The 20,752-nt window shown below is 68.3% G+C and carries 14 protein-coding genes and 3 pseudogenes; 14 read left to right on the top strand and 3 right to left on the bottom strand.

The window, feature by feature from the left end; all coding sequences use genetic code 11:
* Positions 1-87 precede the first annotated feature (87 nt).
* Complete coding sequence (locus P1P70_RS06060; protein ID WP_037691671.1) at positions 88-435, top strand: WXG100 family type VII secretion target; 348 nt, start codon at positions 88-90, stop codon at positions 433-435.
* 69 nt (positions 436-504) lie between these two features.
* Complete coding sequence (locus P1P70_RS06055) at positions 505-807, top strand: WXG100 family type VII secretion target (protein WP_086798066.1); 303 nt, start codon at positions 505-507, stop codon at positions 805-807.
* A 143-nt stretch (positions 808-950) separates the two neighbouring features.
* Here P1P70_RS06055 and eccCa read toward each other — a convergent pair whose 3' ends face one another.
* Positions 951-4,925, bottom strand: a complete 3,975-nt coding sequence (gene eccCa / locus P1P70_RS06050) for a type VII secretion protein EccCa (RefSeq protein WP_319235200.1) — start codon at positions 4,923-4,925, stop codon at positions 951-953.
* Between the two features lie 336 nt (positions 4,926-5,261).
* Between eccCa and eccD the strand changes: the two genes are divergently transcribed.
* Entirely contained in the window at positions 5,262-6,770 is a 1,509-nt protein-coding gene (gene eccD / locus P1P70_RS06045; RefSeq protein WP_319235222.1) for a type VII secretion integral membrane protein EccD, read from the top strand.
* A 316-nt stretch (positions 6,771-7,086) separates the two neighbouring features.
* Here the strand turns inward: eccD and P1P70_RS06040 are convergent, their stop codons facing one another.
* Positions 7,087-7,392 (bottom strand): DUF397 domain-containing protein, encoded by a 306-nt coding sequence (locus P1P70_RS06040; protein WP_319235198.1) that lies wholly within the window; start codon positions 7,390-7,392, stop codon positions 7,087-7,089.
* Between the two features lie 254 nt (positions 7,393-7,646).
* On the opposite strand from P1P70_RS06040, the gene P1P70_RS06035 reads away from it, so the two are divergent.
* From P1P70_RS06035 to P1P70_RS06010, 6 genes are all read left to right on the top strand, one after another.
* Entirely contained in the window at positions 7,647-9,110 is a 1,464-nt protein-coding gene (locus P1P70_RS06035) for a PQQ-binding-like beta-propeller repeat protein (protein ID WP_319235196.1), read from the top strand.
* 189 nt (positions 9,111-9,299) lie between these two features.
* Positions 9,300-9,587 carry a 30S ribosomal protein S15 gene (gene rpsO, locus P1P70_RS06030; RefSeq protein WP_033529274.1) on the top strand — a complete coding sequence of 96 codons (288 nt, stop codon included), beginning with the start codon at positions 9,300-9,302 and terminating at the stop codon, positions 9,585-9,587.
* Positions 9,588-10,018: 431 nt separating this feature from the next.
* Complete coding sequence (locus P1P70_RS06025; protein WP_319235194.1) at positions 10,019-12,238, top strand: polyribonucleotide nucleotidyltransferase; 2,220 nt, start codon at positions 10,019-10,021, stop codon at positions 12,236-12,238.
* Positions 12,235-13,614, top strand: a complete 1,380-nt coding sequence (locus P1P70_RS06020; protein WP_319235192.1) for a pitrilysin family protein — start codon at positions 12,235-12,237, stop codon at positions 13,612-13,614. Before P1P70_RS06025 ends, P1P70_RS06020 begins: the two co-directional genes overlap by 4 nt.
* A 21-nt stretch (positions 13,615-13,635) precedes the next feature.
* A complete protein-coding gene (dapB, locus tag P1P70_RS06015; protein ID WP_319235190.1) occupies positions 13,636-14,388 on the top strand; it encodes a 4-hydroxy-tetrahydrodipicolinate reductase in 753 nt (250 codons plus the stop codon).
* A 15-nt stretch (positions 14,389-14,403) separates the two neighbouring features.
* Positions 14,404-14,859, top strand: coding sequence for a hypothetical protein (locus P1P70_RS06010; protein WP_319235189.1), 456 nt, complete (start codon positions 14,404-14,406; stop codon positions 14,857-14,859).
* Between the two features lie 114 nt (positions 14,860-14,973).
* Here the strand turns inward: P1P70_RS06010 and P1P70_RS06005 are convergent, their stop codons facing one another.
* On the bottom strand, positions 14,974-15,531 hold the full coding sequence (locus P1P70_RS06005) for a hypothetical protein (protein ID WP_319235187.1): 558 nt from the start codon (positions 15,529-15,531) through the stop codon (positions 14,974-14,976).
* Between the two features lie 189 nt (positions 15,532-15,720).
* Here P1P70_RS06005 and P1P70_RS06000 point away from each other — a divergent pair.
* From P1P70_RS06000 to P1P70_RS05980, 5 genes and pseudogenes are all read left to right on the top strand, one after another.
* A pseudogene (locus P1P70_RS06000) lies at positions 15,721-16,011 on the top strand (FAD-dependent thymidylate synthase); the annotation flags it as partial.
* Positions 15,991-16,917, top strand: a pseudogene (locus P1P70_RS05995) (HNH endonuclease); the annotation flags it as partial. The pseudogenes P1P70_RS06000 and P1P70_RS05995, both read left to right, overlap by 21 nt.
* A 3-nt stretch (positions 16,918-16,920) precedes the next feature.
* Positions 16,921-17,370: pseudogene (thyX, locus tag P1P70_RS05990) on the top strand (FAD-dependent thymidylate synthase); the annotation flags it as partial.
* A gap of 231 nt (positions 17,371-17,601) precedes the next feature.
* Positions 17,602-18,501 carry a 4-hydroxy-tetrahydrodipicolinate synthase gene (gene dapA / locus P1P70_RS05985; protein WP_319235185.1) on the top strand — a complete coding sequence of 300 codons (900 nt, stop codon included), beginning with the start codon at positions 17,602-17,604 and terminating at the stop codon, positions 18,499-18,501.
* Between the two features lie 148 nt (positions 18,502-18,649).
* Positions 18,650-20,335, top strand: coding sequence for a ribonuclease J (locus tag P1P70_RS05980; protein WP_319235184.1), 1,686 nt, complete (start codon positions 18,650-18,652; stop codon positions 20,333-20,335).
* Positions 20,336-20,752: the final 417 nt, after the last annotated feature.

Below are 20,752 nucleotides of genomic sequence, written 5' to 3'. Positions count from 1 at the left end.
CCGTAGAAGGCCGTCACGAGCCCTGCGCTGTTCGGCTCAAGCCAAGACAGTTGGATCAGGAAGCAGAAAAAGAAAGGACGGCTGACCATGGCCGGCAAGCAGAAGCTCGAAAACGATGCGGTAATTCTGCTCCAGAAGCAGATGCTCTCGAAGTACGAGAACGTCAAGTCGCGTGTTCACAGGCTTCAGGGAATCATCGACAGCCTGGAGACCGGTCAGTGGGACGGAATCGGTCGATCCGCGTTCGACAAGAAGCAGTTCGAGATCAACGAATCGCTGCGGAACATGGGCAACATCCTTGCTGAGGTCATCGACGCTATGACCTCGGCGCGCAACATCGTCGACAGCAAGGAAGACGAGGTGCGCGCGGCGGTCAACAGGATCGACCTCCAGGACGGTGCCCCGACGGTTTCTCCCTTCAGTTCCATGAGTTGAGCCGATTTTTGGACCAGGGCCGGACTTACGGCCGCATCAGCACGGACCAGTGAGACGAGGTTGGTAGAGATGGCCGGTAACTACACCGACGGACTTGCCGTCACTTATGACGCGCTCGACATCACGGCGACCAAAATCGCCAATGAGGCCAGGGACCTTGAGCAGGACCTGCAGGAGCTGAAGAGGCTCGTCGAGAACAGCTTGCAGTACTGGGAGGGTGAGTCCCAGAGCGCCTTCGATGCCAAGCTGAAGAGGTGGGACAAGGAAGCCACCGACATCCACACCGCCCTCACGGGTATCGGTCACGTCGTGGCCACGGCGGGTGGTACCTACATGGAAGGTGACAAGCGGGGAGCGAGTTACCTGCAGTAGCACGAGGTTCGTGGAGCAGTTCCGGGGTGGGCGCGCGCGGGAGGCGCCCACCCCGTTGTCGGATCAGGGACTCGGGCGACGATCAGCAGACCGACACCCGTCCGTCACCCGTCACCAACTCCCGTCCTTCCGCATTCCCGTCCTCACACATTCCCGTCCTCGGTCAACCCCACCTGAACCAACGGCTTCCCCCGCTTCCGAGACACGAACACACCGCGCCCCGCAGGCATCGGCCGCGGCCGTACACCGCCCAGCAGGTCGCCCTCGCCCGGGTCGCCCGCGAGGACGACGCCTTGAGCCCCGAGTTCCTTGATGCGCTGAGTGAAGGCCTCGTAGCCTGCGCGGCCGGCACCCGCGGTGGAGCGGGCGATGATGAAGCGGACGCCGACGTCACGGGCGAACGGGAGCATGTCCGTGAGCCCGGAGAGCGGGTTGCCGCTCGACGTGGACACCAGGTCGTAGTCGTCGACGATCACGAACACCGTGGGGCCCCGCCACCAGCTGCGGTTGCGCAGTTGCTCCTGTGTGACGTCCGCGGTGGGGGTGCGGCGTTGCATGAGGTCGGCCAGGGCGTCCATATGGTGCTGCATCTGGTTCGACATGGGGATGTACTCCGCCAGATGGGAAGGAGGGGTGACACCCAGCAGCGAGCGGCGGTTGTCGACCACGAACAGCTTGCAGTTGTCGCTGTCGTAGCGCTCGGTGAGACGCCTGATGAGCAGTTTCAGCAGATTCGACTTACCGGACTCGCTCTCGCCGAAGACGAGGAAGAACGGGTCCTGGTCGAAGTCGACGAACACCGGCTCGAGGCTGTCCTCGTCGAGGGCGAAGGAGATACCGCGGTTCGGGAAGCGGTTGCCCGGGGGCAGCTGAGATGCCGGGAACTCCCGCGGCAGCAAGCGGACTTCGGGAGCGCCAGGCTGTTGCCAGTGACGGCCGACCTCGGAGGCGAGGGCCGCCGTCGCCTCCGCCAAATCCGTGTCGGAGGACAGACCGTCGATACGCGGGACCGCCGCCATGAAGTGTTGCTTCTGCGGTGTCTGACCGCGTCCGGGAACACCTGTGGGAACGTTCGCTGCCACCTTGCGGTCGAACTCGGAGTCCATGGGGTCGCCGAGCCGCAACTCCAAGCGGTTCATCAGATGGTCCTTGAGGTTCGAACGGACCTCCATGGAGCGCGAGGCGGTGAGGATCAGGTGGATGCCGTAACCGAGGCCGCGCGCCGCGATGTCCAGGATCACCGGATCCAACGCCTCGTAGTCGGTACGGAAATTGCCCCAGCCGTCGATGGCGAGGAAGACGTCGCCCCAGGGCTGGTCGGTCACTGAGATGTCCCCCCGTGCACGGCGCGCACGGAACTCGGCGATCGACGAGATGTTCGCGGTGCGGAAGTACGCCTCACGGCGGGTCAGGACGCCGTATACCTCGGCCACCGTACGCCGGACCTTCTCGGGGTCCAGTCGTGAGGCCACCCCTCCCACGTGCGGCAGGTCGGCCACGGCCGACAGACCGCCACCACCGAAGTCGAGTCCGTAGAACTGCACTTCGTGAGGGGTGTGGGTGAGGGCGAACGACGCGATGATCGAGCGCAGCAGTGTCGACTTGCCGGACTGCGGGCCGCCGAGGACCTGCATGTGGCCGGCCGCGCCGCCGAAGTCGGTCCAGAGCGGTTCGCGCCGCTGCTCGTACGGCTTGTCGACGAGGCCGACCGGGACGACGAGCCGACCGGCACCCTCGTAACCGGGCTGTGTCATGCCCCGGCCGGGCACCGGGGCCAGCCCCGGGAGCAACGAGTCGAGCGAGGGCGGACTGTCCAGTGGGGGGAGCCACACCTGGTGGGCGGCCGGCCCCTGGGCCTCCAGACGCCGGACGATCACGTCCAGCACGGTGTCGGCGAGCGCGTCGTCCTGTTGCGCGTCGGGCTCTTCCTGACGCTGCTGCGGTACCGGCGCGTACTGCACAGGGACATCGGCCGCGGTGAACAGCACGGGTCGACGGTCGACCGGGAGCGGTCCGCCGGGCACGACGGCCTGCTGGGAACCCGTGCGGTACACACCGGAGACGTACGCCGCCTTGAATCGCACCATCTCCTCCGTACCGAACTTCAGGATGCCGGAGCCCGGCACGTTCGGCAGCTCGTACGCGTCGGGGACACCGATCGCGGCTCGGGACTCGGCGGCCGAGAACGTCCGCAGACCGATCCGGTACGACAGGTAGGTCTCCAGCCCCCTCAGGCGGCCTTCCTCCAGACGCTGCGAGGCGAGCAGCAGGTGCACACCCAGAGAACGGCCGATACGGCCGATCTGCACGAACATCTCGATGAAGTCCGGCTTCGCGGTGAGCAGTTCGCTGAACTCGTCGATCACCAGGACCAGCGACGGAATGGGCTGCAGCGGGGCGCCGGCGGCGCGGGCCTTCTCGTAGTCGTGAATGTTGGCGTAGTTGCCGGCATCGCGGAGCAGCTCCTGGCGACGGTTCAGCTCACCGCGGATGGAATCGCCCATGCGGTCGACGAGGGTCAGGTCGTCCGCGAGGTTGGTGATCACGGCCGCCACGTGGGGCATCTGCGCCATGCCGGCGAAGGTCGCGCCACCCTTGAAGTCCGCCAGGACGAAGTTCAGCGTCTCGGAGGAGTGGGTCACGGCCAGGCCCAGGACCAGCGTGCGCAGCAGCTCCGACTTTCCGGAACCGGTCGCGCCGACGCAGAGGCCGTGGGGACCCATGCCCTCCTGCGCGGCCTCCTTGAGGTCGAGCATCACGGGCCGGCCGTCCTCGCCGAGGCCGATGGGTACGCGCAGCCGCTCCGACTGCGAACGCGGGCGCCAGGTGCGCCGTGGGTCGACCGAAGCCGCGTCGCCCAGGTTCAGCAGTTCCGTGAAATCCAGGTTGGCCAGCAGCGGTTCGCCGTCGTCGCCACCCGATGCCATGCGCAGCGGCGCCAGTTGTCGGGCAAGAGCTTCGGCGGCCTCGTACGACAGGACGTCCGGTGTGCCCTCGTAGACCATGCCGTGCGCCGACTCCAGACGCAGTTCCTTGGGCTGCACGATGATCGAGAGGTCGCCGCGCCCGGAGCTGAGGTCACCGGGGACGATCTCGATGACCGTCACGCTCTGCAGGCCTTCAGGACCGGCCAACAAGGAAGCGGGCGGCAGTGAGACACCGTCGAGCAGGACGACCAGGTGCGGTTGCTCGGAGACCGGCGGAGCGGCGGGGTGGAAACGCGGGCGGCCCTGGAGGACGTCGGTCAGCCGGTCCTCCAGTTCCATCGGATCGGTGGTGATCAGACGCATGCTGCCCGCGCCGTCCGTGACGCCCCGTGTCTGCGTGTGGGGCAGCCACTTCGCCCATTCCCACGCGGGCGCCGCCTCCCGCCCGGTGGCGATCGCGATGACCAGGTCCTCGGATGAGTGCAGCGCCGCGAGGCAGGCCGTGACCGCTCGGGCGGTGCCGCGCACGGTGCCGGGTTCGCCACTGATCGTCACGTGGTAGAAGGCGCGCAGCGAGACCGCCATCGGCAGGCCCTCAAGCGTGCTGTGCGTGGCCAGGAAACGCTGCATGGCCCCGGCGGTCAGCGGCTCCAACTCGTCGACCGGAGCGGTCTGCGGTGCGATCAGGGGAGTCGCCAGGCCCTGGGGGCCGAGGCCGACGCGCACCTGCCCGAAGTCCTCGTCACCGGTGCGCCGCTCCCACACCCGGCTGCCCTCGGCGACCAGGGCCCACAGTTGCTCCGGTGAAGGATGCAGGTAGTACTGGGCATCGCGCTGGGCCTTGGCGGTGTCCATGGCCTGGTGCCGGGTCTGCGACAGGTAACGCAGGTAGTCCCGTCGGATGTCCGCCAGTTGGCCCTGGTTGCCGCGGCGGTAGCGGACCAGCATCGCGACGCCCATGGCGATCGTGGAGGCCACCATCACCATGCCCATGATCTTCATGAAGGGCTGGGCCTGCGGGTTGAAGAAGAACACCACGGAACCGCCCATGCCGAGCATGGGCAGGAGTTGCATAAGTGCACCCTCCTGCTGCCCACGCGGAAGCTCCGGCGGAGGCTGCAGCACGACCTCGTCCGTGGGCACTTCCTTCGGCAGCGCCCGCGGTGGGCGCTTGACGACGATGTGGCTCACTACGCACCAATTCCCTTGCCGGACCGAGATGTTTCGTCCGCCGCCCCGTGTCCGGCGGACGTCGATCGCGAACGGTGATCCTACTGACAACCACCGGTACCGGCGGGCGGTAGGGTGCCCATGAGGTGTGTGAGCAGTTGCGAATCGTTCCGGGAAAACCGGGCAATCCGCAACGCTCGGAACCAAGCGCCGCCCCGCACTTCCCGGGCGTGACGACATCGTCGCCCGGTTGCGTGGGCGGCGCGGCGCAACGTGCACAGGATCTTTGCGGGCGGACGGGTATGCAGCGGCACCGCGGACCGCCCGATCACCGACGAGGGGGAACAGCAGGTGAGCTTGACGGCCTCCGCGCCGGTCGGCGCGACCGGCGGACCGGGCATCGGAGCCCCTTCCGGAGCAGGCGCGGGCCTGGGTTTCTGCCGGGTCACCATCGTGGCACCCGACAGCCGCATCGACGTGGCGCTGCCCGACGACGTACCGGTCGCCGACCTGTATCCGGAGATCCTGAGGCTTTCCCAGCAGAGCCCTGACGAGGGTGCTCCTGTCGGCTATCACCTCGTACGCCGTGACGGCACAGTCCTCGACGGGGCGCGGTCGTTCGCGGCGCAGCGCATCCTCGACGGAGAGCTGCTCACCCTGCGTCCGTTCGCGGCGTCGCTGCCGCCGGCCGTCCTCGACGACGTCTCCGAGGCGGTGGCCGCTGCCGTCACCCGTGACCGCACCCTCTGGAACGGCGAGCTCACACGGACCGCCGGTCTCATCGCGGGCGGCGTCCTGCCGGTGCTGCTGGCGTTCGTGGCCTGGAGCTCCGAGATCCGTCACGACATGCACAGCCTGCAGGGCGTCATCGCCGGCGTTTTCGGACTGCTGTTGCTCACCATCGCCTGCGTGCGCGCACGGGTGTACGACGATCGCGGCTCAGCCATCGCTCTCGGCCTGGGTTCCTTCCCGAACGTCGCTGTGGCCGGTTCCGGGCTGCTTCCTCTCTCCGAGGGACAGGGCATCGGGCGGCTGCAGTTTCTGCTCGCCTGCACGGCCGTCCTGCTCGCCGCTGTGCTGCTCACTCTGTTGTCGCCCGGAGGCGACGGTCCCTTCGTGGCCTTCGTCTTCGCCACCGCGATCGGTCTGATCACCACCTTCATCGCCATCCTCACGAAGCTGCGGCCCATCGAGACGGCCGCCATCTGTGCCCCGCTCTCCGTTGTCGCGCTCGCCTTCCTGCCCGGCCTGTCCATGCGCTTCGCGCGGTTGCCGATCGGTTTCGAACCGCCCAATCCGTCCTGGGGCGGCTACGACGAGGGTGAGCCGGACGCGCAGGATCCCATCGACGTCGAACGCGTCGCGGCCCAGGCCCGCCGCGGCCACGAGCTTCTCGTCGGTCTCGTCGGCGGCTGTGCGCTCGTCTCCGTGGGCGCGTCGATCGTCCTGGCCTTCTCCGGCAATGTGTGGGCGGAGCTTCTGGCTCTGTCCACAGGTGTGGCGATGTTGATGCGCGCCCACCTCTTCCGCTACACCGCGCAGGTGGGTGCTGCCCTGGCGGCAGGCCTCACGGCCCTGGTCTTCCTCGGACTCGGGCTCGCGCTGAACCCGCCGCAGGACTATGTGCGCGACGCCGTCCTCGGCGATACGGCTGCCCTCGACATCCGTAGCGTCTGGCTCGCTGCGGCGATCGCCACAGCCGTCGTCCTCGTCACCGCGATCGGTCTGATCACCCCGCAGCGTGGTGTGACCCCGTTCTGGGGACGCTTCCTGGAGATCGCCGAGAGCTTCGTCCTGCTCACGCTGATCCCCCTGGCTCTGGCCGTCTTCGACGTGTACGCAAGGGCCAGGGCCCTGACGAGCTAGGGCCCGTCCCGCGTACCTGTCCGGGTAGGAAGCGGGCAGTGCTCTTCCGCCGACGGGCCTGGCGATCTGTCGCCGGGGCGAGGGCGGACAGGCAGTCAGGGCCGAACTCCGGCTCGCTCCCTTGCCTTTGCCACCGGCCTACTGTCGCGGCGGATGGACCAGCGCGTGAACCGTTGTGGTGACGACCCTCGGCGCCGGGGAGGTTTCCTCCACGAGCAAGGAACAGGGCGACCTTGTCAACGATGCCGACGGATCTGCGGATACCGTGCAAGCCAATGGGGCAGGGAAGCCGATCGCTGGTTCCCTACCCCATGCATCAGAGGCCGGTCTCCACGTCCAGCCCCCCATGGTGCGGAGTCGGTTCCAGATCGAACTCGCCGTCCCGGGCTCCCAGCACGAAGGCTCGCCACTCCGCCTCTGTGTAGCGCAGCACGGTCTCCGGGTCGAGCGACGACCGCATCGCCACCGCGCCTTCCGGGAGGTATGCGATCTCCACTCGCTCCTCGTGTTCCTCCGTGCCAGGGGCGCTGTGCCACTCGAGACCCGAGATGTCGAGCGCGTAGAGCTCGTCCTTCTCCCGCTCCTTGCGTGCCTTGAGTTCTTTGTCCTCAGCCTCGGCCATGACGGCATCGATCCTTCCTCCGCGCCAACGCACCGTGAGGTCACCCTACTTGCTGCCGTTCTCGCTGCTCAGGGGTTCGCCCAGGTACGACCGTAACGAGGAGTGTCAGCTTCGTTACAGGGTTCGGTGCGCCCTCACCAAAGCTCCACGCGGGGGCTCGGTCGCCGCCGCACGGCGAGCCGTATGGTTCTTGATCATCCTTCGCGCCCATACCCGGGTGGCAGTGTCCCCATCGCACAGGAAGGCCATGGCCTGTGAGCGGCCCGTTCCACTCTCCGTACACCGCCTCCGCCCTCGCATCCGAGCGCCGCACCCGACTTCGGCGCCTGAGGACGGCCGGCGCGGCGGTTCTGGCCGCGGCGGTCGTCGCCGTGGGCATCCTGGGCCTCAGGTCCGGCGGTGACGATGTGGAGCCGGAGCGGCGTCCGGTGGCCGTCCGGCAGGCTCCGGACGACATCCGCGAGACCGTGGAGAAGGCGCCCGAGTCGCCGGAGGGCGGCAGGTCCCTCTACCTCGTCGAAAAGATCAAGACGGTGGGCAGGAACATCTCGTCCATCGGCACCTGGGCGACGGAAAAGGTCTTCGCGAAGGGCGTCGGGGACTACGTCCAGGGGTTCACCCAACACGGGGACAAGAGCAAGGAGCTGTACAAGCTCGACTTCCCCGCCCCACTGTGCGCGGTGACGCGCCACGTCAGCGTGGCCGGCTGGACGGCCGTCGCCTACCCCGGCCAGAGCCCCGATCCGGACGAGAACCCCACCTCCACGGCCATGAGCCTGCCCTGCGACCGCCTCGCGGTCTTCGACGTCGACACTGGCAGGAAAAGGTGGGACGTGCGGCTGCCGGGCGACGGCAGCGCCACGTCGGTCAACGTCACGATGACCAACGGTGCGGTCCTCGTCACCTGGGGACAGGGCTCGGCGGCGTACGACATGACCACCGGCAAGCGGCTGTGGGCCGACACCACACCGTCGGCGTGCGAGGACTCCGGGTTCGCGGGGGGCCGGGGTCTGATCGCGCTGCAGCGGTGCGGAGACTCGGGGGACCCCGAGTTCCGGGTGGAGAAGGTCGACGCCCGCACGGGCAAGTCCCAGTGGACCTACAAGGTCGCCACGGGCGTCAACGAGGTCTACCTGATCTCCTCCGAGCCGGCTGTCATCGCCGTCATGGCGGGCGGCTACGCCGTCACCGACCTGATCTCCCTCGACGACAGGGGCAAGGCGCGCGCCTCGATCCAGCCCAACCGCGATCACCAGGTCATCAACTGCAGCGAGACGTTCAACGCGGTGGTCGAGACCTGCAGCACGATCGTCGTCGGGAAGGAGCGGCTCTACATCACGACGGACGACGACATCGTCGCGTACGACCTGGGCACCGGAAGGACCGTGTTCAAGTTCGACTCCATACCCGGACGGCGGATGTACCCGCTGAGGATGAGCGGCGGTGAACTGATCGCGTACCGGGAGGCCGGCAATCTCTCGCCCGCCGCCGTCGTCAGCCTCGATCCGGTGTCCCGCAAGGAGACGCTCCTCCTGCTGATCGGTGGAATCCTCGACCTCGGCGCCGTCGGTGATCCGACGGAGGACGACATCATCTACGAGCACGGCCGGATCTACTTCGCCACCGAAACCCTGTACGGCCCGAGCGACAAGGGTGAGGTCGGGGAGGAGACCACCGTGGCGATCGGTTATGAGAGCGTCGCCCTCGACAGGCGCTGACGGGCCCCCGGACAGGCCGGTCCCCCGCCCTGGTACCCTGTGTGACGGCCGTCTGTGTACGCACCTCCGGGCTCTCCCAAGAACCCCGGAGGCAGCGCCGACGGACCCGCCACCCGAGTCACAGAAGCCCCCCTGAGAAGAAGACCAGGGGCACTCGGTGGCATCAACGAGACTCATGAGGAGTATCGCGTGTCGCTCGACGCCGCTACGAAGAAGCAGATCATCAGCGAGTTCGGTACCAAGGAGGGCGACACCGGCTCCCCCGAGGTCCAGGTCGCGATGCTCTCCCGCCGCATCTCGGACCTGACCGAGCACCTCAAGACCCACAAGCACGACCACCACTCCCGCCGTGGTCTGCTGATCCTGGTCGGTCAGCGTCGCCGGCTGCTGCAGTACCTCGCCAAGAAGGACATCCAGCGCTTCCGTACGCTGGTCGACCGCCTCGGCATCCGCCGCGGTGCGGCGGGCGCCAAGTAGGACGCCGTGCAGGGGAGCGGTTCCCGGGAGAATGGGGACCGCTCCTTTTGCTGTACTCGCCGTACTTGCCCTACGCCCCTCCGCGGCACCGCCGGACCCCGGCGCGACCCCGCGGGAAGGGGGCGCGCGGCCCCGCCGTACGCGGGACGTACGGGCGGAAACGTGCGGAGTGTCACCACCCCTTTGTAGTGTGGTAGCACAACGCAAGAGGCACGACACAGCGTGAGGACGCCCGGGCACGGGCGACCGCACGCACACCGAACGAGGAGAAGCGCACCTCGCCGCCGCCGGTCCTCGGTAGTGGCCCCCGGGGAATTGCGACCCCCGAGGGCTTCGATCGAAGACCGGCCCGCACCAGACGGCGCGCTTCTCCGCCACCGTCCCCCTGCCACACGGGCGGGACCAGGGACGAAGACGAGGAGAATTCACTAGTGGAGAACGAGACCCACTACGCCGAGGCCGTCATCGACAACGGCTCCTTCGGCACCCGCACCATCCGCTTCGAGACGGGCCGCCTGGCCAAGCAGGCCGCCGGCTCCGCCGTGGCGTACCTGGACGACGACACCATGGTGCTGTCGGCCACCACCGCCTCCAAGAACCCCAAGGACCAGCTCGACTTCTTCCCCCTCACGGTGGACGTCGAGGAGCGGATGTACGCCGCCGGCAAGATCCCCGGCAGCTTCTTCCGCCGTGAGGGCCGTCCCTCCGAGGACGCCATCCTCACCTGCCGCCTCATCGACCGCCCGCTGCGCCCGTCCTTCAAGAAGGGCCTGCGCAACGAGATCCAGGTCGTCGCCACGATCATGGCGCTCAACCCCGACCACCTGTACGACGTCGTGGCGATCAACGCCGCCTCCGCGTCCACGCAGCTGGCCGGCCTGCCCTTCTCCGGCCCGATCGGCGGCGTCCGCGTCGCGCTGATCAACGGCCAGTGGGTGGCCTTCCCGACGCACTCCGAGCTCGAGGACGCCGTCTTCGACATGGTCGTCGCGGGCCGCACCCTGGAGGACGGCGACGTCGCGATCATGATGGTCGAGGCCGAGGCCACCGAGAAGACCATCCAGCTGGTCAAGGGCGGCGCCGAGGCGCCGACCGAGGAGGTCGTCGCCGCCGGTCTGGACGCCGCGAAGCCCTTCATCAAGGTCCTCTGCAAGGCCCAGGCCGACCTCGCGTCGAAGGCCGCCAAGCCCACCGGCGAGTTCCCGATCTTCCTCGACTACCAGGACGACGTCCTGGAGGCCCTCACGGCCGCCGTCAAGGACGAGCTCGCGCAGGCGCTCACCATCGCCGGCAAGCAGGAGCGCGAGTCCGAGCTGGACCGCGTCAAGGCGCTCGCCGCCGAGAAGCTGCTCCCGCAGTTCGAGGGCCGCGAGAAGGAGATCTCCGCCGCGTACCGCTCGCTGACCAAGTCCCTGGTCCGTGAGCGCGTCATCAAGGAGAAGAAGCGCATCGACGGCCGCGGCGTGACGGACATCCGTACGCTCGCCGCCGAGGTCGAGGCCATCCCGCGCGTGCACGGCTCCGCCGTGTTCGAGCGTGGCGAGACCCAGATCCTGGGCGTCACCACCCTCAACATGCTCCGCATGGAACAGCAGCTCGACACGCTGTCGCCGGTGACGCGCAAGCGCTACATGCACAACTACAACTTCCCGCCGTACTCCACCGGCGAGACCGGCCGCGTCGGCTCCCCGAAGCGCCGCGAGATCGGCCACGGCGCCCTCGCCGAGCGCGCCCTCGTCCCGGTCCTGCCGACGCGCGAAGAGTTCCCCTACGCGATCCGTCAGGTCTCCGAGGCGCTCAGCTCCAACGGCTCGACGTCCATGGGCTCGGTCTGCGCCTCCACCATGTCGCTGCTGAACGCCGGTGTGCCGCTGAAGGCCCCCGTCGCCGGTATCGCCATGGGCCTGATCTCCCAGGAGATCGAGGGCGAGACGCACTACGTCACCCTCACCGACATCCTCGGTGCGGAGGACGCCTTCGGCGACATGGACTTCAAGGTCGCCGGCACCAAGGAGTTCGTGACCGCCCTCCAGCTCGACACCAAGCTGGACGGCATCCCGGCCTCCGTCCTGGCCGCCGCGCTCAAGCAGGCCCGTGACGCCCGCCTCCACATCCTCGACGTGATGATGGAAGCGATCGACACGCCGGACGAGATGTCCCCCAACGCCCCGCGGATCATCACCGTCAAGATCCCCGTGGACAAGATCGGTGAGGTCATCGGCCCCAAGGGCAAGATGATCAACCAGATCCAGGAGGACACCGGCGCCGACATCACGATCGAGGACGACGGCACGATCTACATCGGCGCGGTCGACGGACCGTCCGCCGAGGCCGCCCGCACCACGATCAACGGCATCGCCAACCCGACCATGCCGGAGGTCGGCGAGCGCTACCTGGGCACCGTCGTGAAGACGACGACCTTCGGCGCGTTCGTGTCGCTGCTCCCGGGCAAGGACGGTCTGCTGCACATCTCGCAGATCCGCAAGCTCGCCGGCGGCAAGCGCGTGGAGAACGTCGAGGACGTCGTCGGCGTGGGCGCCAAGGTCCAGGTCGAGATCGCCGAGATCGACTCCCGCGGCAAGCTCTCCCTCATCCCCGTGATCGAGGGCGAGGAAGGTTCCGAGGACAAGAAGGACGACGGCGACAAGTGACGTCCCGTAGCTCCAAGGCGACGGCCCGCACCTCCACGGAGGCGCGGGCCGTCGCCCGTACCCAAACCCTGATCAAGGGCGCGAACGGCATCGGCACGGTCCGCAAGACCACCCTCCCGGGCGGCCTGCGCATCGTCACCGAGACCCTGCCGTCCGTGCGCTCGGCGACCTTCGGCATCTGGGCGCACGTCGGTTCCCGCGACGAGACGCCCGCGCTGAACGGCGCCACGCACTACCTGGAGCACCTGCTCTTCAAGGGCACCGCCCGCCGTAGCGCGCTCGACATATCGTCCGCGATCGACGCGGTCGGCGGCGAGATGAACGCGTTCACGGCCAAGGAGTACACCTGCTACTACGCGCGGGTGCTCGACTCCGACCTGCCGCTGGCCATCGACACGGTCTGCGACATGCTCACCGGCTCGCTCATCCGTGAGGAGGACGTCGACGTCGAACGCGGCGCCATCCTCGAGGAGATCGCGATGACCGAGGACGACCCGGGCGACTGTGTGCACGACCTGTTCGCGCACACGATGTTCGGCGACACCCCTCTCGGCCGCCCGGTCCTCGGCACGGTCGACACGGTCAACGCCCTCAGCGCCGACCGCATCCGCCGCTTCTACAGGAAGCACTACGACCCCACCCACCTCGTGGTCGCCTGCGCCGGCAACATCGACCACAACAAGGTCGTACGCCAGGTTCGCGCCGCCTTCGAGAGCGCCGGCGCCCTCACCCGCGTCGACGCCACCCCGATCGCCCCGCGCGAGGGCACCCGGAGCCTGCGCACGGCCGGTCGTGTCGAGCTGATCGGGCGCAAGACCGAGCAGGCGCACGTAGTTCTCGGCATGCCCGGCCTCTCCCGCACCGACGACCGCCGCTGGGCCCTCGGCGTCCTCAACACGGCACTGGGCGGCGGCATGTCCTCCCGCCTCTTCCAGGAGGTCCGGGAGAAGCGCGGCCTCGCCTACAGCGTGTACTCGTACACGTCCGGCTTCGCCGACTGCGGCCTCTTCGGCGTCTATGCGGGCTGCCGCCCCTCCCAGGTCCACGACGTGCTCAAGATCTGCCGCGACGAGTTGGACCAGGTCGCCCAGCACGGCCTGCCCGACGACGAGATCGAGCGCGCCATCGGCCAGCTCCGCGGCTCCACGGTCCTCGGCCTGGAGGACACCGGCGCGATCATGAACCGCATCGGCAAGAGCGAGCTGTGCTGGGGCGAGCAGATGTCCGTCGACGAGATGCTGACCCGGATAGCCATGGTGACCCCGGACGAGATCCGTGCCGTGGCCCGCGAGATCCTGGGCCGGCGCCCCTCCCTGTCGGTGATCGGCCCGCTCAAGGACAAACAGGCGTCCCGTCTGCACGAAGCCGTCGCCTAACCCCAGTTAAGGAACCAAGCAATGAGCAAGCTGCGTGTGGCGGTCCTCGGTGCCCGGGGCCGTATCGGCTCCGAGGCCGTACGGGCCGTCGAGGCCGCCGAGGACATGGAGCTGGTCGCCGCCCTGAGCCGGGGCGACAAGCTGGAGACGCTGGCGGAGACCGGCGCCCAGGTGGCCGTCGAACTGACCACCCCCGCCTCGGTCATGGACAACCTCGACTACTGCGTCCGCCACGGCATCCACGCGGTCGTCGGCACGACGGGCTGGACCGACGAGCGCCTCGCGCAGCTGAACGGCTGGCTGGCCGGATCCCCGGAGACCGGCGTGCTCATCGCGCCCAACTTCTCCATCGGGGCCGTCCTGAACATGAAGTTCGCGCAGATCGCCGCCCCCTACTTCGAGTCGGTGGAGGTCGTCGAGCTGCACCACCCGAAGAAGGTCGACGCCCCTTCGGGCACCGCCACGCGCACGGCTCAGCTCATCGCGGAGTCGCGCCGCGCGGCAGGCACGGCTCAGGCGCCGGACGCCACGGAGACGGCTCTGGACGGCGCACGCGGCGCGGACGTCGACGGCATCCCCGTCCACTCCGTCCGGCTGCGCGGCCTGCTGGCTCACCAGGAGGTCCTCCTCGGCGGCGAGGGCGAGACCCTCACCATCCGCCACGACTCCCTCCACCACAGCAGCTTCATGCCGGGCATCCTGCTCGGCGCCCGCCGCGTGGTGACCACCCCGGGCCTCACCTTCGGCCTCGAACACTTCCTCGACCTGGGCTGACAGGCCGACAACGTCATGCGCGCGAAGATCACCTACGCCGTCACGGCAGCCGTCCTGGTCGTCTACTTCGTCCTGGTCGGCAGCCGCGGGATCCTGCTCATAGAGACCGGCACCCCGATCACGATCGCCTTCGGCGTCGCCGTGCTCGTCCTGCCGGCGATCGGTCTCTGGTTCCTCTGGAAGAACACCCAGTTCGTCCGCAGGGCCAACCAGCTCGCCGCCGAACTCGACGCCGAAGGGGGCCTCCCCGTCGACGAGTTGAAGCGCACCCCGAGCGGCCGCATCGACCGCGACTCGGCCGACGAGGTTTTCGCGCAGCGCAAGGCGGAGACCGAGGACGCGCCCGACGACTGGCGCACCTGGTTCCGTCTCGCCGTCGCCTACCACGACGCCCGCGACACCCCCCGGGCCCGCAAGGCCATGCAGCGCGCCATCGCCCTGCACGACGGCAGACCGGCCCCGACCTCCTGACCCGCCGTACCTCCGCACAGCGATGAGGGGCCGGCCCGCGAGCGCGGACCGGCCCCTCACGGCCGTCGTCGACCTATCGGTGACCTCGGTGACCTCGGTGACCTCGGTGTTCGCTTACGCGGCGCGTCCGTACTCCGCCGCCCACGCCTCGATGGTGTCTGCCGCCCGGTCGAAGGCCTCCGTACGCGCCAGGAAGTCGGCGTTGTGCGTGGTCATCAGAGGCGTCACGTACTCCTGCACCCGGTCCCTGCGGACGAGGAGCACCGCCTGCCCCTGCACGGAGCGCGGGAGCCCGAGCCAGCGCACCGGCTGCTGCACGGTACGCACGGAGACGCTCGCCTCCCAGGACGCCGTCCGCGTGCGGAAGAAGCCCACCTGCCGCACGCCGCGCGCGCTCACCCAGATGCCGACCCGCAGCAGCCGCAGGGCGCAGACGATGATGAGCAGCGCGCCCCCGAAGCAGATCGCGCCCGCCTGCGGTGTCTCGGCCGCAGCGATGATGACCGCCGCGACCAGCACGTACGAGGCGAGCAGCAGCAGGAGCGCGGCCGCGCCGACCCGCCACGGGCCGGGCCGGTAGGGACGCCGCCAGCGGTCACGGTCCTCGAACGGCAGCGCCTCGTCCACCACCTGGTCGAAGGCGCGGTCGGCGGTCAGGAAGGGCAGGGGCACGGCTGAACCTCACTCAATCCACGCACAGCTATCGCCGGGTGAGGCTACCGAGCCGGACCCTTCCCCACCACTCGCGGGGGTCCAACAGAGGCACAAGAGGGCGCAACTCGGGGCATCCGGCCCCTCGTCGGTGCCGGCCCGTAGAGTGGGCGCCGCCCGAGAGCAGCCATGGGAAGGACCCTCCGAGCCGTGACCGACACTCCCGTCGACGATCTCAAGCCCAGCTTCCGCAGCGATGTCACCGTCGAGTTGGTGAAGCACAGCGCCGCCGACTCGGACGTGCTGTGGGCCGCCCGCGTCTCCACCGCCGGCGAGCAGTCCCTGGAGGAGCTGCAGAAGGACCCCGAGCGCTCCAAGGGCCTCATCAACTACCTCATGCGGGACCGGCACGGCAGCCCCTTCGAGCACAACTCGATGACCTTCTTCATCAGCGCCCCGATCTTCGTCTTCCGCGAGTTCATGCGGCACCGGGTGGGGTGGTGCATCGCCGGAGATACAGAGATCACGCTGGAGAGCGAAACCGGCAATCTCAGGCGGCGCTCCATCGCAGAGCTCTACAAGCTCTGGCACCTCGGAGTTGAGGACCGTCTTCCGCATTCCGCCGGTGGAGTGACCTGGCACAGCCGGGCCGGGAAGTGGATGGCGCAGGTCCGGCGCGGCGAGAAGAACCACTACCTCGGCCTGTACGAGAGCCGTGAGGCCGCCGAGTCCGCCGTGGCGGAATTCCGGGAACTCCACCCCAGTACTCGTATCCGCAAGCTCGAATCGGTCCGCCGCAATCATGTGCGCTGCTACGACGAGGAGACGATGCTGGCCCAGCGAGCCAGGATCGTCGACGTCATCGAGTCCGGGGTGAAGCCGCTCATCAGGATCACCACCGAGTCCGGGAAGACGCTCCGCTGCACGGTCGATCACGCGGTGCTGACGCCTGAGGGCTGGAGCAAGGCCGGGGAGTTGGCCGTCGGGGACGCGGTCATGGCGGCGGGAACCGTCCCCCGCCCGTCGGAGGCACTGGTCCCGCCGAGCCTGCGTCGCGGCATCGGCGTGTGGACCTCCATGCAGCGAGAGCGGCTGATCAAGGAGATCGACGTCTGCCACCTCTGTGGCCAGGGTTTCCCCCGGGCGGAACTCGCCCTGGACCACGTGGTTCCGGTGGCGGGCGACCTGACCCAGGCACTCGACGAGAAGAACCTCGCCCCCGCGTGTGAACCGTGCCACGCGATCAAGAGTGCCGGCGAGCAGGCCCTGGCCCGTCGAGGCGGCAAGATCGCCAAAGCCGTTCCGGACCGGATCGTCGCCGTCGAACAGGATGGCGAGGAGATGACGTACGACCTCTCCGTGGAAGGCCCCTGGCACAACTTCCTCGCCAACGGGATCGTCGTCCACAATTCGTACAACGAGGAGTCGGGCCGTTACCGGGAACTCCAGCCCCATTTCTACGTCCCCGACGAGGCCCGCAAGCTCGTCCAGGAGGGCCGTCCCGGGAAGTACGTCTTCGTGGAGGGCACCCAGGCGCAGCAGGAGCTGGTCGGGAGGGTCATGGAGGACTCGTACGTCCACGCGTACGAGGCGTACCAGGAGATGCTGGCCGCCGGAGTCGCCCGCGAGGTAGCCCGCTCGGTCCTCCCGGTCGGACTCTTCTCCTCGATGTACGCCACCTGCAACGCCCGCTCGCTGATGCACTTCCTCGGTCTGCGCACCCAGCACGAGCTCGCCAAGGTCCCGTCCTTCCCGCAGCGGGAGATCGAGATGGTGGGCGAGCGGATGGAGACGGAGTGGGCGCGGCTCATGCCGCTCACACACGCGGCCTTCAACGCGAACGGCCGCGTCGCGCCGTAGCGGACTTCGCCGCGCCGTAGCCGACCGTCGACTTTCGGCCAGGCACAGATGTGCGGGTCAGCCGAGCGAAGTGTCCGTATTGCGGCATTTCGCGAAGTTCATCTAGCCTGATCAAACGGACCCGGCACTGCTTGAACCCCCGAGCAGGCAGTGCCGGGCTCCGCATTTGTCCTGACTTTTCCCGCCCCCCGAGGGCAGACCGCGCCCTGAGCAGCGAGTAGCGTGTTACCCATGGCTCCGACCTCGACTCCGCAGACCCCCTTCGGGCGGGTCCTCACCGCCATGGTCACGCCCTTCACGGCGGACGGCGCACTCGACCTCGACGGCGCGCAGCGGCTCGCCACCCACCTGGTGGACGCAGGCAACGACGGCCTGGTGATCAACGGCACCACCGGCGAGTCCCCCACCACCGGTGACGCGGAGAAATCGGACCTGGTACGAGCCGTCCTCGAAGCCGTCGGCGACCGCGCGCACATCATCGCGGGCGTCGGCACCAACGACACCCACCACAGCATGGAGCTGGCCCGCGCCGCCGAGAAGGTCGGCGCCCACGGCCTCCTCGTCGTCACGCCGTACTACAACAAGCCCCCGCAGGAGGGCCTGTACCGCCACTTCAAGGCGATCGCCGACGCCGCCGACCTCCCGGTCATGCTCTACGACATCCCGGGCCGCAGCGGCGTCCCGATCGACACCGAGACGATCGTCCGGCTCGCCGAGCACCCGCGCATCGTCGCCAACAAGGACGCCAAGGGCGACCTCGGCCGGGCCAGCTGGGCCATCGCCCGCTCCGGCCTCGCCTGGTACTCCGGCGACGACATGCTCAACCTCCCGTTGCTCTCCGTGGGCGCGGTCGGCTTCGTCTCGGTCGTCGGCCATGTCGTCACCCCCGAACTGCGCGCCCTCGTCGACGCGTACGTCTCCGGTGACGTCCAGAAGGCCACGGAGATCCACCAGAAGCTGCTCCCGGTCTTCACCGGCATGTTCCGTACCCAGGGCGTGATGACCACCAAGGCGGCGCTCGCCCTCCAGGGCCTGCCCGCCGGACCGCTGCGCGCCCCCATGGTGGAACTTTCGCCCGAGGAGACCGCCCAGCTCAAGATCGATCTTGGTGCCGGCGGGGTACAGCTCTAACACCGGACTTCGCACGACGCGACACCAGACTTCACAACTGAATAGGCAGGACGAAGCGCCTGCATCCACATCCACAACTGCTTTTGCACGAACGTCATGCGCGCCACGTGCCACAGAGGTACGTGGCGCGCGTGGTGAGGAGAGTCTTTTGAGTCATCCGCATCCTGAACTCGGCCCGCCGCCGCCGCTCCCCGAAGGTGGCCTCCGGGTCACCCCGTTGGGCGGTCTCGGCGAGATCGGCCGGAACATGACCGTCTTCGAGTACGGCGGCCGGCTGCTGATCGTCGACTGCGGGGTGCTCTTCCCCGAGGAGGAGCAGCCCGGAATCGACCTCATCCTGCCGGACTTCTCGTCCGTCAGGGACCGCCTCGACGACATCGAGGGCATCGTCCTCACGCACGGTCACGAGGACCACATCGGCGCGGTCCCGTATCTGCTGCGCGAGAAGCCCGACATCCCGCTGATCGGCTCCAAGCTGACCCTCGCCCTGATCGAGGCGAAGCTTCAGGAGCACCGCATCCGCCCGTACACCCTCGAGGTGGCCGAGGGGAACCGCGAGCGCATCGGCCCCTTCGACTGCGAGTTCGTCGCGGTCAACCACTCCATCCCGGACGCCCTCGCGGTGGCCATCCGCACCCCCGCGGGCATGGTGGTCCACACGGGTGACTTCAAGATGGACCAGCTCCCGCTGGACAACCGCCTCACAGACCTGCACGCGTTCGCACGACTGAGCGAGGAGGGGATCGATCTCCTCCTCTCCGACTCCACGAACGCCGAGGTCCCGGGGTTCGTTCCGCCCGAGCGCGACATCTCCAACGTCCTGCGCCAGGTGTTCGCGGGCGCCAGCAAGCGGATCATCGTGGCCAGCTTCGCCAGCCACATCCACCGCATCCAGCAGATCCTCGACGCCGCCCACGAGTACGGCCGCCGGGTCGCCTTCGTCGGCCGCTCGATGGTCCGGAACATGGGGATCGCCAGGGACCTGGGCTACCTGCGGGTTCCGCCGGGCCTGGTCGTGGACGTCAAGACGCTCGACGACCTCCCGGACCACCAGATCGTCCTCGTCTGCACCGGATCACAGGGCGAGCCGATGGCGGCCCTGTCCCGCATGGCCAACCGGGACCACCAGATCCGCATCGTCCAGGGCGACACGGTGATCCTGGCCTCGTCCCTGATCCCCGGCAACGAGAACGCGGTCTACCGCGTCATCAACGGCCTGACCCGCTGGGGCGCCAAGGTCGTCCACAAGGGCAACGCCAAGGTCCATGTCTCTGGACACGCCTCGGCCGGCGAGCTGCTGTACTTCTACAACATCTGCCGCCCGAAGAACCTGATGCCGGTGCACGGCGAATGGCGCCACCTGCGGGCCAACGCGGAACTGGGCGCTCTGACCGGCGTACCGCACGACCGCATCGTCATCGCCGAGGACGGCGTGGTCGTCGACCTCATCGAGGGCAAGGCCAAGATCGCGGGCAAGGTCCAGGCCGGCTACGTGTACGTCGACGGCCTCTCGGTCGGTGACGTCGGTGAGCCGGCGCTCAAGGACCGCAAGATCCTGGGGGACGAGGGCATCATCTCCGTCTTCGTCGTCGTGGACTCCTCCACAGGCAAGATCACCGGGGGGCCGCACATCCAGGCCCGCGGCTCCGGCATCGAGGACTCCGCCTTCAGCGCGGTCGCCCCGAAGATCACCGAGGTTCTGGAGCGTTCGGCACAGGACGGGGTCGTCGAACCCCACCAGCTGCAGCAACTCATCCGCCGCACCCTCGGCAAGTGGGTCTCCGACACCTACCGGCGCAGGCCGATGATCCTGCCTGTGGTGGTTGAGGTCTGACCCTCCGTCAGCGCTCAGCCGGAGCGGGGCACCTCGATTTGCATCGGGGCGCCCCGCTCCAGTACGTTTACGGCTCCGCCCAGGAGGGAACCCGGCGCAACTGATGCGCCAGGAGCCAACCGGACCGGGTGGAAATTCCGACTCAGAACCTCTGATAAAGTCGGAACCGCCGGAAAGGGAAACGCAGAAGCGGAAACGCGGAAGCGGGAACCTGGAAAGCACCGAGGAAATCGGAACCGGAAACGGTCTGATAGAGTCGGAAACGCAAGATAGCAAGACCGAAGGGAAAGTGCCCGGAGGAAAGCCTGAGAGTAGCTCGGGTGAGTACAAAGGAAGCGTCCGTTCCTTGAGAACTCAACAGCGTGCCAAAAATCAACGCCAGATATGTTGATACCCCGTTCCCGGCCGGTCTTCGGT

The sequence above is a fragment of the Streptomyces sp. MB09-02B genome, from assembly GCF_033794485.1.
GTDB lineage: Bacteria > Actinomycetota > Actinomycetes > Streptomycetales > Streptomycetaceae > Streptomyces.
Note: the sequence above shows the minus strand (reverse complement) of the source record. Positions and strands in the feature narration are given on the sequence as shown.